Here is a 13,255-nt window from a genome sequence, read left to right as displayed (position 1 = left end):
GTAAACTTATCGTTATGCGCACGCACATCACCGGTGGGACCCGACGTTGGCCAGGCTGGATCCTGCTGCTGTTGATGACAGCCCCCGCCGCCCTGGCACATGCGCGCCAGGCCGAAGACGCCCTGCCTTCACTGAAGATCGCGACGCTGGAGCTGCCGACCCTGGACGATGCGCAGTGGCAGCAACGCCGTGACCAGGTGCTGCAGCTGCTCGAATCGATGCAGCCGGACGTGATCGCGGTGCAGCGTGTACAGCAGACCCAGGGCCGCAACCCGGCCTGCTGGCTGGCCAGCCGGCTGCGCTACAGCTGCGATTTCGTCACCGCCGACCCGCCCAGCCAGCCGCTGCGGCACGGCAGTGCCATGCTCACCCGGCTGCCCGTGACCGATGACGCGGTCACCCTGCTGCATCCGCCCGGGCAGTTCAGCGCGGCGGGCATGCTGCGGGTCAAGCTGCGCGAAGAATTGATCAACATCTATGTCGCCCGGCTGCGGCCGGAGCCGGACGATGCACAGATCCGCCGACACCAGACCAGCGACCTGATGACCTGGATCGGCGCGACCGCCGACGGCCTGCCCTCGCTGATCGCGGGCGATTTTTCGGCCGAGATCACCGAACTGGTGGGCAGCACGCCGGGCTTCCAGCCGGCCCGCAAGAACCCGGGCGAACGCGTGGACCCACCCTCGTTGGCCGGCGCGGCACGGGGCCACGGGCTGGATGTGCTGTTCCAGGTCAAGCACTTCGGCGGCATTCGCCAGGACAGCATCAAGCTGCCGGCCAGCGAAGGTGACGCCACGGCGATGCGCCTGGGCACGATGGCCACCCTGCGCCTGCAGACCCCGGAGAGCACCGGCGCGCCCTGAGCCGGGCGGCGTCCCAACGAAAAACGGCCAGGCATCGCTGCCTGGCCGTTCGTGTGTCAGGTGACCGTGCCGATCAGGCAATGGCTTCCTGGTAACGACGCTCGACTTCATTCCAGTCGACGACGTTGAAGAACGCGCCGATGTATTCCGGGCGACGGTTCTGGTACTTCAGGTAGTACGCGTGTTCCCACACGTCCAGCGCCAGGATCGGCGTGTTGCCGTCCATCAGCGGGCTGTCCTGGTTGGCGCTGCTTTCCACCACGACCTTCTTGTCGGGGGTGACGCTCAGCCAGGCCCAGCCGCTGCCGAAGCGGGTCAGGGCCGCCTTGGTGAAGGCTTCCTTGAACTTCTCGAGGCCGCCCAGCTGCGAATCGATGGCCTTGGCCACATCGCCCACCGGAGCGCCGCCGCCGTTGGGCGACATCACGGTCCAGAACAGGGTGTGGTTGGCGTGGCCGCCGCCGTTGTTGCGCACGACGCCCTGCAGGTTCTCCGGCAGCGACTTGGTCTTCTTGACCAGCTCTTCCACCGGCAGGTCGGCGAACTCGGTACCTTCCAGCGCTGCGTTGACGTTGTTGATGTACGTCTGGTGATGCTTGGTGTGGTGGATTTCCATCGTCGCTGCGTCGATATGCGGCTCGAGCGCGTCGTAGGCGTAAGACAGCTTGGGGAGGGTATAGGCCATGTGGTTCTCCTGGTAGCTCACTCGCCCGGCAAAGACCGGGCGTTGCGGTGTCGATGATGGGGATGGCCGACAAGCTTACCAAGGGCCATGTAAAGGAAACTTCGTCCTGCGCGGTCGATCGCGTGTCGGGATCGTTACGCGAAAGTGACGGCACACGCAGGCGGCACGGCATCCATCACAGTGCAGCACGCCTGTTCGGCTGGGCCTCACCGTGCAGGTCGATGATCGCAGTAGAGTAGTCCCCTCGCCCATCGCCCCTGGCCCCTCATGCGCAAGCCGCTGCTGTTGTTGATCGCCATCGTGCTGCTGGTCGGTGGCCTGGCCGCCATCAAGCTGGCCCAGCGCCCGCCCGCGCCGCAGTTCGCCCCGTCGCTGACCCAGCCGGACAGTGCGTCGGCCGCCGGTGCAGCGGCGTCATCGACAGCGGCGCCCAAGGCGGCGCGCGATCCGCTGCCTCCGTTCCTGCCCGCCGAAGCGCGCGACACCATCGCGTTGATCCAGCGCGGCGGCCCGTTCCCGCACCGGCAGGACGGCAGCATTTTCAGCAACCGCGAACAACGCCTGCCGCAGCGACCGCGCGGCTACTACCACGAATACACGGTGGACACGCCCGGCGCCGGCAATCGCGGCGCGCGGCGCATCGTCACCGGCGGCACACCCCCTACTGGCTGGTTCTATACCGATGATCACTATGAAACGTTCCGCAGTTTCGACGTTCCACCTGCCGGGAGCTGGCAATGACGCATGACGGATTCGAGTTGGGCCTGCACGACATCAACAACGCCGGCATCTATGCGATCGGCAATGACGATGTCGCCCCCTTGTCGGCGGCGATGCGCGATGCCGGCCTGCGCGTGATCCAGATCGACCTGGCCGGCTGCCAGGACAAGCGCACGCTGCTGATGCGACTGGCCGCGCGCCTGGACTTCCCGACCGGCTTCGGCGGCAACTGGGATGCGCTGACCGACAACCTGCGTGACCTGGCGTGGCTGCCGGCCAACGGCTACGCGCTGTTCTTCAGTGATGCCGATGCCCTGCGCAGCGAGGCCGGCGCGGAGTTCGACACGCTGCTGGAGGTGCTCGACGAAGCCAGCCGCTACTGGAGCGACAGCAACGTGCCGTTCTGGGCCTTCGTCGCATTGCAGGATGCGGACGTGGAACTGGACGCGGACGCCGCACCGTAACGCCCAGCATCCGGTAGAGCCACGCCATGCGTGGCTGCATTCCGGCCGGGTGTCACGGCGCCTCGCAGCCACGCATGGCGTGGCTCTACCCGCCGCCGAGGCCGCGCCTCAGCGGCTGCCGTTGTCTTCCTGCAGGTCTTTCTTGAACGGGATGTCCGGCGGCGGCCGCGCGATGGCGGGCTGGTCCTGCATGTTCGGATCACTCAGGCCGCAACCACCGCCGAACTGCAGGACGGAAATCACGCACGAGATCGACGAGCTCGTGCCCGGGATCGGGATCTCGACCGACTTGATGCCCTTGCGGACCCATTCGGCCAGCAGCGATTCGTTGGGTGCCCAGTACTTGTCGAACGAGGTCGGGGTGTAGTCGTACGGCGGGCGCTTGAGCCAGGTGCCGGACTGCGCGATGCGCTCCTTGCTCCAGCCGTCCTTGTCGCCACCGGGCGCGCCGCGCTCGGTATTGCCGGCGCCGGCCTGGGCCGGGACGCGCACACTGCCATCGGCCTTGAACAGGCTGCCGCCGTTGCCCTGGGTCGCACTCACGGCCCGGCCATTGAGATCGGCATCCTGCGGATGGTTGGCCGCACCCCAGTCGTCCGCGCGGTTCGGCGTGGCCCAGCTGCCCGGCGCTGCTGCCGTCTGCCGGGCCGGCGCACGCGTCGCATTGGCCGCGCTGGTGCTCGACGCGCTGGCGGCAGGACTGGCGGCGGTATTGGCACGGGACGCTGCCGGGGCCGTCGCGGTACTGCTTGCCGCGGTCGGCGAAGGGGGTTCCGGGCGTGGCGCGGCATTGGGCACCGCGCGTTCGCGCACGGCGACCTCCGGTGATCGGCCCGGCACGGTGACCTCGCGCGCGGGCAGCGTCGCCACCGTCACCGCAGGTGCGGTCACTGGCCGGATCTCGCGCTCACGCACCTGCAGTTCGCGTTGCGGGAGCGTGGCATCCACCCGCGGGCCGGGCACCGTAACGGCCGGAGCGGGTGCTTCGACCACGGTGACCTGGCGCTCCTGGACGGTGACGTCGGGTGTCCGCAGTTGCGGTTCGGCCGGGCGCAGCGTGGGTACGGTGCTGCGCGGCGTCGGTGCTTCCACGGTCACCACGGTGCGCTCGCGCACGGCGATGTCCTGCGGGTCGCGTGGCACCACACGCACTTCGGTGCGCGGCACGCTGGTCGGCGGCACCACGAAATCAGTCGTGGCCTGGGCGACCTCGGTCGCCTGCACAGGCTGCTCCACCGCGGGCGTCGACGGCGCGGGAGGCGCCAGCTGCGGTTCACTGGGCGGTGCAGGCGCGGCGACGGGCTGCGGCGCCGAGGCAGACGGCTCACGCGCGTCGGCACCGGCCGAAGCCACCGCCTGGGCGCTGTCGGCCGCTGCAGCACGGGCGGCTTCCGCGGTCGCCGGTTCGGCGGCCGGCTGGCCGCCTTCCTCCTGTTGCGGGGTGCCGCGGCCCACGAAGGCCACCTGCACGCGCCCGCTCTCGCCGCCCTGCTCCGGTTCGCTCGGCGGCCGGATCAAGGCGACCCACAGCAGCAACAGGGCGAACATCAGATGCAGCAATGCGCTGATCACCGCCGAGGTCCAGCGCATCCAGCGCTGGTCGCGCGGCGCCGGATCCCAGCCCTGCCAGAGCAGGCGACGCATTGCCTGGGCGAAACTCAGCGCCGGCAGGCGTCCGCCGTGCGGAACAGGCGCGCGCTGGGCCAGCTCGGCCAGCACCTCGCTGGCGCGGAACGGCCGCGGCAGCGGCGACAACCCACGCAGCCACAGGCCCCACCCGTAAGGGAGGCCCGTGGTTTTTTCGAGAATGCGCTTGTCCGGCTGGCGAGCCAGCAGCCAATCGAGGATGTCGTCAGCCCGGCGCAGTGGCACGCAGTGCGATCAGGCAGCCGTGCCGCGGGGAATGTACGGCGCGTCGCCACTGTCGTGGTCGGTCGCGTCGCGCACCGCGGTGATGCCGGGCACGCGGCCCATCAGCGTCTTTTCGATGCCCTGCTTGAGCGTGACGTCGGCCATGCCGCAGCCCTGGCAGCCGCCACCGAAGCGCAGCAGCACCACGCCCTCGGCCGAGACTTCCTGCACCGCGACCTTGCCGCCATGCGAGGCCAGCTGGGGATTGACTTCGTTCTCCACCACCCAGCGCACGCGTTCGACCAGCGAGGAACCTTCCGTCGGCGCCTCGCCCTTGATCTTGGGCGCCTTGATGGTCAGCTGCTGGCTGCCGGTCGCATTGGTGACGAAATCGATCTCGGCGCCATCGACCCAGGCCACGCTGGTGGCGGCCACGTAGAGGGTGAAGCCATCGCAGTCCACCGCCCACTCATCACCGAGCAGTTCGCTGGGATCGGCGAACTCCAGGCGGGCATCGGCGCGCGGGGTGCCCGCATCGACGGCGGTCAGGCGCACGCCCATGCCGGGCACGGCCTCACGCTCGATCAGTTTGCGGAAATAGGATTGGGCAGTGTCGGATATCTGGATCATCGGGCTATTCTAGCCAATCCCTTGTTATGCGCTCATTCGGTTTATACACCCGACCGCGCATTGTTCAGTCATCCAGATGTGGAGGAACCCATGGCCGACCTGATTCCGCTGGCCCAAGCCCATTGCGTGCCGCGCAAAGGCAGCGACCACAAGCTCGGCGCCGCCCGGGTCACCGAGCTGCTGGCCCAGGTCCCGGGCTGGGAGCTGGCCGAGGCCGGCCAGGCGCTGACCCGTACCTTCCGCTTCGACAACTACCACGGCACCATGGCCTTCGTGAACGCGCTCGCCTGGGTGGCCCATCGCGAAGACCACCACCCGGACCTGGGCGTGCATTACGACCGCGCCGTGGTGCGCTTCTCCACCCATGACGTGGGTGGCCTGAGCGAGAACGACTTCATCTGCGCGGCGAAAGCCTCGGCCCTGACGGAGTAAGCCCATGAAACTGCCGTACATCGCACTGTCCAGCCTTGCCCTGGTCGCTCTGGCGGGCTGCAACAAGACGCCCGCCGAACCGGCCGCCCCGGTCGCCGCCCCCACCGAGGTCGCGGCGGTCAAGACGCCGCCACCGGAGTACCCGATCGAACTGGCCTGCCAGGGGATCGGCGGCACCAGCACCTTCAAGGTGACCATCGCGGCCGACGGCCAGCCCAGCCAGGTCCAGCTCGCCAGCGGCAGCGGCAACGCCCAGCTCGACGAGCAGGCACAGAAAGCCGTGCAGGCCTGGCAGTTCAAGGCCGCTACCCGCGCCGGGCAGACGGTCTCGACCACGATCCAGGTGCCGGTCAGCTTCAATCCGCCGCAGCCCAAGCCCGACCAGTGCTTCGCGGTCGAAGAACGGCTGCGTCGCGGCGGCTGATCGCCGCGTTGTTGAGGTCAGCCGCCGCAAACCGCGCATCATGGATCGTTAAGGCGCCCGTCGGATCGACGCGTCGCCACGCGCCCGGTGAACACCGCCCCCTCGCAGCACCGCATTTCAGCGGTCCGGCGGGGAGGCGGGGACCGCATGGCGCACTTTTCTCGTACAAGGACGCGTTGGCGGATGCCTGATATTTCCAGTGAAAACGTATGGATCGCCCTGGCGGTGACCCTGGCCGCTGGCCTGGCCACCGCGCTGGGCAGCCTGATGGTGCTGTTCTCACGCCGGCCCAACCCGCGCCTGCTGGCGTTCGGGTTGGCCTTCGCCGGCGGCGCGATGGTCTTCGTCTCGCTGACCGAGATCCTCAACAAGGCGATCGACTCGTTCACCCAGGCCTATGACGCCCGGCTGGGCTTCGCCTACGGCACTGCGGCCTTCCTGGTCGGCGTGCTGCTGATCGTGGTGATCGACCACCTGATCCCGAACCCGCACGAGAGCCTGGACAAGCAGGATCCGCTGTTCCGCGACAACAACAAGGCCTACATCAAACGGGTCGGCCTGCTGACCGCCGTGGCGATCACCGCGCACAATTTCCCGGAGGGCCTGGCGACGTTCTTCGCCACGCTGGAGAGCCCGTCGGTGGGCATGCCACTGGCCTTCGCCATCGCCATCCACAACATCCCCGAGGGCATCGCGATCGCGGTGCCGGTGTACTTCGCCACGCAGAACAAGTTCTACGCGTTCGGCGCCAGCCTGCTGTCCGGCCTCGCCGAACCGATCGGCGCGGCCATCGGCTATGTCCTGTTGTCCGGGGTGCTCAACCACGCCACCTTCGGCTGGGTGTTCGGGATCATTTCGGGCGTGATGGTGTTCCTGGCCCTGGACGAACTCCTGCCCGCGGCCAAGCGCTACGCCAAGGGCCACGAGACCGTCTACGGCCTGGTGGCCGGCATGGGCAGCCTGGCGATCAGCCTGGTGCTGTTCAAGTGGTGACGCTGGCCCGTGTGGGCGGGAAGCGGTAGGGCATGACCGTTGGTCATGCCGGCCTGGGGTGATTGGCGTGGGCGCGTACCGACCAACGGTCGGCACCTACCCCGTCGCTGCGGCCTACGCCGACACTATTTCAACCGGTTCAACACCTCGACCAGCTCCTCGGCCAGCGGTGCATTGATCAGGTACGGCGTCTTGCCCGCGTCCAGCGCGAACTCCAGCGAGGCCGCGTGCAGGAACAGGCGCTTCAGCCCGATCTGCTCACGAAGCCGCTTGTTGACGTCCGGATCGCCGTACTTGTCGTCACCGGCCACCGGATGCCCCAGATGCTGGGCGTGAACGCGGATCTGGTGGGTGCGGCCGGTTTCGATCCGCACCTCGCAGTACGAATGCCCGCCCTTGCGCTCCAGCACCTTGAAGTGGCTGATCGACTCCTTGCCGATCGGGTTGACCTGGACATGGCGCTCGCCGCCCTGGCGCAGGCCCACGTGCAGCGGGGCGTCCACGGTCATGGTGCCATCGGGCATGCGGCCCGCCAGCAGGGTCAGGTAGCGCTTGCGGATGCCGGCGCCATGGTCTTCCCGCAGCAGCGCCTGCAGCTCGCTCAGGGCCGAGCGCTTCTTGGCCACGATCAGCAGGCCCGAGGTGTCGCGGTCCAGCCGATGGACCAGCTCCAGGGTCTTGCCCGGGCGCAGCGCGCGCAGGGTTTCGATCGCGCCGAAGCTGATGCCGCTGCCGCCGTGGCTGGCCACGCCCGACGGCTTGTTCAGCGCCAGCAGCCGATCGTCTTCGAACACGATGGCATCTTCCAGTCGTTTCATGAACGCGGCGGGCGGGCCCGCTTTGTCGCCCTCCTCGTTGAGACGGACGGGTGGAACCCGCACTTCGTCGCCGCCCTCGAGCTTGCGCTCGGCCTTGGCGCGGCCGCCGTTGACGCGGACCTGGCCACTGCGGACGAGCTTGTAGATCAGGCTGCGCGGTGCACCCTTGAGCTGGCCGAGCAGGAAGTTGTCCAGGCGTTGCCCGGCGCGGTCGGCCGGGACAGTGATGATACGTACGCTGGTCATGGCTTCAGCGGCTTTGGGGGTGGGCTCGGTAACGGTCATTGGCCTTTTATTCTGTTACACTCGGCGGGCGAGATAAGGGATTGATTTCGTTGGAAGTTGCTCTGGGCCAGAAGCCCGACTTCCCTCGATTCCGGCACAGTGCGCAGCCACCGCCCCCGGGGCGGCCATGTTAGCGGCTCACCGGCGGTCCCGGCCATCGCCGGATGTCTGACACGCATTCGCGCTGAACATGTCCCTGTGGCGCTCCAGCCTGGCTGAAAGCTGCCTCCGGCCCAGTAACACCCAAACCAAAACAAAATGAAGCGCTCCCGCGGCCTGCCGTGGTGTCGTAGCGCTGGAAACCCAAACTGCCCTCCCCGCGCATGCGCGATGGGCGGTGAAGCGTGACCAGAAGCGAAACCCCATGGCGTTCCGCGCGGTAGCAGCGCGCGAGGAACGCAAGAATGAAGCGAATGCTGATCAATGCCACGCAGGCTGAAGAGCTGCGGGTAGCCATCGTGGATGGCCAGACGCTGTACGACATCGACATCGAACAGCCGTCCAAGGAACAGAAGAAGTCGAACATCTACAAGGGCCGCATCACGCGCCTTGAGCCTTCGCTGGAGGCCGCTTTCGTCGAATACGGCGGCGAGCGCCATGGCTTCCTGCCGCTGAAGGAAATCTCCCGCGATTACTTCCAGGCGGGCGTCGACCACAACAAGGCCGGCATCCGCGAGCTGCTGCGCGAGGGCCAGGAAGTCGTGGTCCAGGTGGACAAGGAAGAGCGCGGCAACAAGGGCGCTGCCCTGACCACGTTCATCTCGCTGGCCGGCCGCTACATGGTCCTGATGCCGAACTCGCCGAGCGCCGGTGGCGTCTCGCGTCGCATCGAGGGCGAAGACCGCGCCGCGCTGAAAGAAGCGCTGGACAAGCTGAACATCCCCGACGACATGGGCGTGATCATCCGCACCGCCGGCGTCGGCCGCGATGCCGAAGAGCTGCAGTGGGATCTGGACTACCTGCTGCAGGTCTGGAAGTCGATCGCCGAAGCGGCGCTGACCAAGCCGGCCTCGTTCCTGATCTACCAGGAATCGCGCCTGATCGTGCGCGCCCTGCGTGACTACCTGCGCGCCGATGTCGGCGAGATCCTGGTGGACACCGAAGAGCTGTACGAGACCGCCCAGGAATTCATGCAGCAGGTGATGCCGCAGACCCTGCGCAAACTCAAGCACTACAAGGACGACATCCCGCTGTTCAACCGCTTCCAGATCGAATCGCAGATCGAAGGCGCGTATGAACGCAACGTCCGCCTGCCGTCCGGCGGCTCGATCGTGGTCGACCAGACCGAAGCGCTGACCGCTATCGACGTCAACTCCTCGCGCGCCACCAAGGGCAGCGACATCGAGGACACCGCTTTCCAGACCAACCTGGAAGCAGCCGACGAAGTGGCACGCCAGCTGCGCCTGCGCGACCTGGGCGGCCTGGTGGTCATCGATTTCATCGACATGGCCTCCAACAAGCACCAGCGCGAAGTCGAGAACCGCCTGCAGAACGCACTCAAGTACGACCGTGCGCGCGTGCAGCTGGGCCGCATCTCGCGCTTCGGCCTGATGGAAATGAGCCGCCAGCGCCTGCGTCCGAGCCTGGGCGAATCCAGCCAGATCGTCTGCCCGCGTTGCGACGGCCATGGCCGCATGCGCAGCGTCGAGTCGCTGTCGCTGTCCATCATCCGTGTGGCTGAAGAGCATGCGATGAAGGAGAACACCGGGCAGGTGCTGGTCCAGGCCCCGGTCGAGATCGCCAACTACCTGCTCAACGAAAAGCGCAGTGCGCTGCGTGAGATCGAACAGCGCCATGACGCACCGATCGTGATCGTCGCCGATGAGCAGCTGCACACCCCGCATTACGAAGTGACCCGCCTGCGCGAGAACGAGCTGGGCGAAGAAAGCGGCAAGCCGAGCTACCAGCGCGGCACCCCGCGCAAGCTGCCGGTGCACGCGCTGACCAAGGCCCAGCTGAACATCCCGGTCGCCCCGGTGGTGACCCAGGTCAAGCACAGCCAGCCGGCCCCGGTGCGCGAAGCCCCGGAACCGGAAGCCGCACCGGCCCCGGTCGCCGCCCCCGTTGCCGCCCCGGCTGCAACCGGCGTGGTGGGTTGGCTGAAGCGCATCTTCGGTGGCGAGCCGGCCCCGGCCGCCGCACCGCAGCCGAGCAACCGCCCGGGCCAGGACGGCAACCGCAACGGTCGCAACAAGGATCGCACCGGCAAGGACCGCAATGGACGTCGCGATGAGCGTGGCGAACGGAGTGGCAACGGCAATGCGCAGGCACAGGGCCGTGGCAAGGACCGTGGTGAGCGTGGCGAACGCGGCCCGAAGGGCGAGCGTCGCGACGAGCGCCGCCAGGACACCGCCGCCGCACCGGCCAATGGCAACGCCGCGCAGGTGCAGGCACCCGGCCAGGGCAAGCCGCGCAACGAGCAGCAGCCGGCCAAGCCGCGCAATGAACCGCGCAATGACCAGCAGCAGCCGAAGCTGAAGCAGAAGCAGGGCCAGAACGGCCAGGCCAAGCCGCAGCAGAACGAGGGTGAGAAGCCGGCCGTGAGCGAAAAGCCCGCGCGCCAGCCGCAGGCCGATGCACCCAAGCCGACCAGCACTGCACCGGTCGCTGCCGACGCCGCCGTGATCGCTGCGGCGGCCGTGGTGGCCACCGATGCCGCCGCGCCGGCCGCCCACGTCCAGGAAACGGCCAAGGCCGCCCCGGCCGAGGATGCACAGCTGAGCGACACCGACGCCATCGAACAGGGTGACGCGCCGGCCAATGCCGAAGACGGTACCGGTGAAGGCGCCTCGCGCCGTCGTCGTGGTCGTCGCGGTGGCCGTCGCCGTCGTCGTGGCAACGGCGAGCAGGCTGCCGGCAGCGATGGCCTGAACGGTGACGACAACGGTCTGGATGACGATGGCGACGACCAGGACGGCGATCAGGACGGCGGCACCGCTGCCCCGGCCGAGCGTCAGGTGGCCAACAACGGTCAGCCTCAGCCCGAGTTCGAGTTCGACGACGAATCCGGCAACGCGCCGGCCGCTGCGCCCGCACCGGTCCAGGCCCCGCGCCCGGCTCCCGTGGCGGCCGTCGCTGCCGCGGCGCCGGTCGCCGTGGTCAGCAGCCCGGTCGTGACCGCCGGTCACGCCGAGCCGACCCCGGCCCCGGTGGCTGCACCGGTTGCCGAGAAGGCTCCGACCCCGGTCGTTGAGAAGGCGTCTGCCCCGGCAGTCGAGCCGATCACCGAGAAAGCGCCGGCCTCCTACAACGACCCGGTGCCGTTCGTGGAAAGCCCGAGGCCGAGTCCGATTGCTGCTCAGCCGGCCGCGCCGGTGGAAGCTGCGCGTCCGGTTGAGCCGGTGGCTGCTCCGGTGGTTTCGGCCCCGGTAGCTGCTCCGGCTCCGGTAGCTGCTCAGGCGGCTCCGGCCCCGGCAGCTGCTCCAGCGGCGCCGGCTCCGGTCGCTGCTCCGGTGGCGCCGGCTCCGGTTGCTGCTCCGGTGGCTCCGGCTCCGGTCGCTGCTCCGGCGGCTCCGGCTCCGGCCGCTGCTCCGGCGGCTTCGGCCCCGGTCACTGCTCCGGTGGCTCCGGCCCCGGTCGCTGCTCCGGCGGCTCCGGCTCCGGTGGCTGCTCCGGCCGCTCCGGTCATTGAGACCGCTGCGCAGGAAGTGAAGGAGCCGACCGCCGCGCCGGTGCAGACCAGCATGCTGGATGCCGTCGACGCGACCCAGGCCCCGGCACAGTCGGCAGCCCCGCAGGCCCGTACCGAATCGGCCTCGGCCGGCCCGGTCGTGCACAACGGTCAGCTGTTCGGTTCGGCCGTCAGCGAAACCCCGGCCGCCACCAACGCTGCCGAACAGGCTGCGCAGGCCGAAGCCCGCGAGGACATCCCGACCGATGCCCCGCAGGCCGACGAAGGCGACAAGGCTGACCAGGAAAAGCAGGAAAAGAACGACACGCCCTGACCTGGGTGAGTGACGCAACAAACAGACAGCGGCCTTCGGGCCGCTGTCTGCGTTTGGGGTATTGAATGGCGCAGCAAGCGGCGTGCGTCAGACGGCGGTCATGATGGCGGCGCTGAGAGCATCCACGCATGGCGTGGATCTACCCATGCCATCGGACGCATCAAGGATGGACCCACGCCATGCGTGGATTCCGCATCGGACCCATCAAGGGTAGATCCACGCCATGCGTGGATGCGACCATTCGCGCGCTACGCCGTCACCGACGACGCAGCGCGTGCCTCAGGGCGTCGTCGCCCCGGCGTTTCCGGTGCCCGGCGCAAACTGCAGGCGGGTCCACACACCGTAATGATCCGAGGCCCAGCGGCCATCGGCATACGGCTGGTCGAACAGGATCTTCGCCTCGCGGGCGAGCAACCTGTCCTGCTGGAAGAAAATGTGGTCGATGCGCGAGGGTGCTTCGTAGTAGTGCCGGTTGAGCGTACTGACCTGGGCCAGTTCGTTGTTGACGTGCACGCTGCCGTAGCTGTCGCCGTAATGATTACGCAGCTCGCTCAGGTCACCGGCATCCACCAGCGCATTGAAGTCACCGGCCACCACCACCGGTGCGTCGCCCGCGGTCTGCGCGATGAACGCCAGCAGGTCCGCGACCTGCTCGCCGCGGATGCGGCTGCCTGCCGCATCCGATCGCTCGTTCAAGTGCGTGGCGTAGACATTCACCGGGCGGCCGTCCACATCGATGCGCAGATGCGCCACGGTGCGGTAGTCGTTGATCGGTGCCAGCAGGTGGTCGTTGCGCGACAACACCGGGCGACGGGTCAGCAGGGCATTGCCGTAGCGCTTGAAACGCCCCGGCGGATCGGTGGAGACGAACTGGTAGTCGTAGCCGAGCTTGCGCGCCAGCCACGCGGCCTGGTTGCGCACGTGGGGCTTCTGGATCACTTCCTGCAGCGCGATCGCGTCAGGCTTGAGTGCCTGCAGTTCGCGCAGGATCACCTGGCGGCGGGCCGGCCAGTCTTCGCGGTCGTGGTGCAGGTTGAAGGTGACCATGGTCATCTCCTGCCCTGCCCCGGTGGCCTGCGCCCACGCAGGCAGTGGCGCCAACGCCAACGCCAGCGCGGCGGCCATCAGGCCGCCCATCATCTTCGT

The 13,255-nt window shown here is 68.3% G+C and carries 12 protein-coding genes; 7 read left to right on the top strand and 5 right to left on the bottom strand.

All coding sequences use genetic code 11. From position 1 onward, the window contains the following. Positions 1-74 precede the first annotated feature (74 nt). Positions 75-863 carry an endonuclease/exonuclease/phosphatase family protein gene (locus ABE434_RS06225; RefSeq protein WP_241696496.1) on the top strand — a complete coding sequence of 263 codons (789 nt, stop codon included), beginning with the start codon at positions 75-77 and terminating at the stop codon, positions 861-863. Positions 864-936: 73 nt separating this feature from the next. Here ABE434_RS06225 and ABE434_RS06220 read toward each other — a convergent pair whose 3' ends face one another. Beyond that, on the bottom strand, positions 937-1,548 hold the full coding sequence (locus ABE434_RS06220) for a superoxide dismutase (protein ID WP_123730769.1): 612 nt from the start codon (positions 1,546-1,548) through the stop codon (positions 937-939). A gap of 267 nt (positions 1,549-1,815) precedes the next feature. Here ABE434_RS06220 and ABE434_RS06215 point away from each other — a divergent pair, with 267 nt between their 5' ends. Then, the gene (locus ABE434_RS06215; RefSeq protein ID WP_346478200.1) at positions 1,816-2,289 is read left to right on the top strand and encodes a ribonuclease domain-containing protein; all 474 of its coding nucleotides are present in this window, start codon (positions 1,816-1,818) and stop codon (positions 2,287-2,289) included. Beyond that, positions 2,286-2,732 (top strand): barstar family protein, encoded by a 447-nt coding sequence (locus ABE434_RS06210; protein ID WP_176989457.1) that lies wholly within the window; start codon positions 2,286-2,288, stop codon positions 2,730-2,732. Before ABE434_RS06215 ends, ABE434_RS06210 begins: the two co-directional genes overlap by 4 nt. Before the next feature lie 108 nt (positions 2,733-2,840). Here ABE434_RS06210 and ABE434_RS06205 read toward each other — a convergent pair whose 3' ends face one another. Together ABE434_RS06205 and ABE434_RS06200 are read right to left on the bottom strand one after the other, a co-directional pair. Continuing rightward, positions 2,841-4,604 (bottom strand): hypothetical protein, encoded by a 1,764-nt coding sequence (locus ABE434_RS06205; RefSeq protein ID WP_346478199.1) that lies wholly within the window; start codon positions 4,602-4,604, stop codon positions 2,841-2,843. Between the two features lie 9 nt (positions 4,605-4,613). Continuing rightward, complete coding sequence (locus ABE434_RS06200) at positions 4,614-5,213, bottom strand: NfuA family Fe-S biogenesis protein (protein ID WP_176989455.1); 600 nt, start codon at positions 5,211-5,213, stop codon at positions 4,614-4,616. A 90-nt stretch (positions 5,214-5,303) separates the two neighbouring features. Here ABE434_RS06200 and ABE434_RS06195 point away from each other — a divergent pair, with 90 nt between their 5' ends. From ABE434_RS06195 to zupT, 3 genes are all read left to right on the top strand, one after another. Beyond that, positions 5,304-5,645: a 4a-hydroxytetrahydrobiopterin dehydratase gene (locus tag ABE434_RS06195; RefSeq protein ID WP_176989454.1), complete on the top strand. Its 342-nt coding sequence runs from the start codon at positions 5,304-5,306 to the stop codon at positions 5,643-5,645. A 4-nt stretch (positions 5,646-5,649) separates the two neighbouring features. Continuing rightward, positions 5,650-6,069, top strand: coding sequence for an energy transducer TonB (locus ABE434_RS06190; protein ID WP_179458505.1), 420 nt, complete (start codon positions 5,650-5,652; stop codon positions 6,067-6,069). A 183-nt stretch (positions 6,070-6,252) separates the two neighbouring features. After that, complete coding sequence (gene zupT, locus ABE434_RS06185) at positions 6,253-7,062, top strand: zinc transporter ZupT (RefSeq protein ID WP_176989452.1); 810 nt, start codon at positions 6,253-6,255, stop codon at positions 7,060-7,062. Between the two features lie 125 nt (positions 7,063-7,187). Here zupT and ABE434_RS06180 read toward each other — a convergent pair whose 3' ends face one another. Beyond that, positions 7,188-8,126 carry an RluA family pseudouridine synthase gene (locus ABE434_RS06180; RefSeq protein WP_019182886.1) on the bottom strand — a complete coding sequence of 313 codons (939 nt, stop codon included), beginning with the start codon at positions 8,124-8,126 and terminating at the stop codon, positions 7,188-7,190. A gap of 443 nt (positions 8,127-8,569) precedes the next feature. Between ABE434_RS06180 and ABE434_RS06175 the strand changes: the two genes are divergently transcribed. Continuing rightward, positions 8,570-12,109, top strand: coding sequence for an Rne/Rng family ribonuclease (locus ABE434_RS06175; RefSeq protein ID WP_346478198.1), 3,540 nt, complete (start codon positions 8,570-8,572; stop codon positions 12,107-12,109). A gap of 279 nt (positions 12,110-12,388) precedes the next feature. On the opposite strand, the gene ABE434_RS06170 is transcribed toward ABE434_RS06175, so the two are convergent. After that, positions 12,389-13,249 (bottom strand): endonuclease/exonuclease/phosphatase family protein, encoded by an 861-nt coding sequence (locus ABE434_RS06170; RefSeq protein WP_346478230.1) that lies wholly within the window; start codon positions 13,247-13,249, stop codon positions 12,389-12,391. Between the last annotated feature and the right edge of the window lie 6 nt (positions 13,250-13,255).

Source organism: Stenotrophomonas sp. TWI1183 (assembly GCF_039673115.1).
In the GTDB taxonomy this organism is placed as follows: Bacteria; Pseudomonadota; Gammaproteobacteria; order Xanthomonadales; family Xanthomonadaceae; genus Stenotrophomonas; species Stenotrophomonas maltophilia_AA.
The sequence above is the reverse complement of the archived record's forward strand: the minus strand, read 5'-3'. Positions and strand labels throughout refer to the sequence as shown.